This window comes from Mameliella sp. AT18, from assembly GCF_028807275.1.
Lineage (GTDB): Bacteria > Pseudomonadota > Alphaproteobacteria > Rhodobacterales > Rhodobacteraceae > Antarctobacter > Antarctobacter albus.
In genome coordinates this window covers 1-1764 of record NZ_JARAMO010000246.1, presented here as the reverse complement: position 1 = coordinate 1764, position 1764 = coordinate 1, and the positions used below count along the sequence as shown (strand labels likewise).

Sequence of the window (1764 nt, the reverse complement as noted above, 5' to 3'; positions counted from 1 at the left end):
CATGAAGGTCTTGTAGTAGAAACCCGCCGAGAACAGCATGTAGGCGGCATCGTTGACCGCGCCGATGTCCCATTTCAGGCTTGGATACTTGTTCTGCGAGGTCGTCTCCAGCCCCTGCCAGATTTCCTGCACCGTGGCGCGGGTGTTCGGCTCGAACCGGCCCTTGCCGCGGCGGGTGCCGACCAGGGCGTTCGGTTCTTCCGATCCGGCGGCGACGGCGCCGCGCGGGCGATGGTACTTGAACGACCGGCCCATCAGGTGCACGCCATTCGCCAGCAGCGCCGACGCGACGGTGTCACCCTGCGCGCCCTTGTAGGACTTGCCGTCAAAGGTAAAGGTGACGGGCCGACCGGTGTCGACGCGGCCCTTGCCCGCTACGCGAAACTGGCTCATTTCAGGCCCTCCGTCAGGCTGGAGAGGTCGGGGCGCGGGGCGCCCGCCTTGTAGGTGGTCAGGAACTTGTCCGAAACGGTGTCGCGCACGGCGTTGAAAAACCGCCCGCACCCGTGGAAATGCCGCCAGCGCTCATAGTGCGGACCCTTGGGGTTGGCGCGGATGAACAGGAACTCCTCCCACTGGTCGTCGGTCTGGCCAGAGGGGTTTTCGGGGCGGATGACATGCGCCTGGCCGGCATAGGTGAACTCGGCCTCGGGCAGCGTCTCTTCGCAATAGGGGCAATGGATCAGAAGCATCTCGATATCCTCAGTGAGCCACAGCCGCGGCGGCGGCCTCGTCGATCAGGCGGCCGGTGCGGAACCGTTCCATCGTGAAAGGTGCGTTGATCGGGTGCGGTTCGTTCTTGGCGATGGTCCAGGCAAAGGTATGCGCCGCGCCGGGTGTCGCCTTGAACCCGCCGGTGCCCCAGCCGCAGTTGACATAAAGCCCCTCGACCGGGGTCTTGGAGATGATGGCCGACCGGTCCGGGGTCACGTCCACGATGCCGCCCCATTTCCGCAGCATCCGCATACGGTTGAAGATCGGGAAGACCTCTGTGATCGCGGCCACGGTATGCTCGATCAGCGGCAACCCGCCGCGCTGGCTGTAGGACGTGTACTGGTCGGTGCCAGAGCCGATCACCAGTTCGCCCTTGTCGGACTGGCTGATGTAGGCGTGCACCGCGTTCGACATCACCACGCAGGGGAAGATCGGCTTAACCGGCTCAGAGACCAGCGCCTGCAGCGGATAGCTTTCCAGCGGCAGGCGGACGCCGGCGGTTTCCATCACGACCGAGGTATGGCCTGCGGCAGAGACGGCGACCTTCTTGGCCTTGATGAACCCCTTGGCGGTCTCGACGCCGGCCACCGACCCGTCCGTGTTACGGCGGATCGCCGTGACCGCGCAGTTCTGGATGATGTCCACGCCGCGCATCGCGGCGCCACGGGCATAGCCCCAGGCCACGGCATCGTGCCGCGCCGTCCCGGCGCGTTCCTGAAGCGCACCGCCCATGACGGGGTAACGCGCGTTCGGAGAAATGTTCAGCGGCGGGCAGTAATCCTTGCACTCCTGCGTCGTCAGCCAGCGGTTGTCGACACCGTTCAGGCGGTTGGCATGGATGTGCCGCTTGAAGCTCTGGACGTCATGCACGTTGTGCGCCAGCATCAGCACGCCGCGGCGCGAATACATGACGTTGTAGTTCAGTTCCTGGCTGAGGTTCTCCCACAGGTCGACCGCGTGATCGTAGAGCTTCGCGCTCTCGTCGTAGAGATAGTTCGACCGGATGATGGTGGTGTTGCGGCCGGTGTTGCCGCCGCCCAGCCAGCCCTT

General features: G+C 65.0%; 3 protein-coding genes. All 3 read right to left on the bottom strand.

Annotation, left to right across the window (positions count from 1 at the left end; genetic code table 11):
- A partial coding sequence (locus PVW46_RS21365; protein WP_274577504.1) for a 2Fe-2S iron-sulfur cluster-binding protein occupies positions 1-393 on the bottom strand: 393 nt, incomplete at its 3' end.
- Complete coding sequence (locus PVW46_RS21360) at positions 390-692, bottom strand: sarcosine oxidase subunit delta (protein WP_069208938.1); 303 nt, start codon at positions 690-692, stop codon at positions 390-392. The genes PVW46_RS21360 and PVW46_RS21365, both read right to left, overlap by 4 nt.
- 10 nt (positions 693-702) lie before the next feature.
- Positions 703-1764 (bottom strand): sarcosine oxidase subunit beta family protein (locus PVW46_RS21355; RefSeq protein WP_274577502.1); only part of this gene is annotated, 1062 nt, incomplete at its 5' end.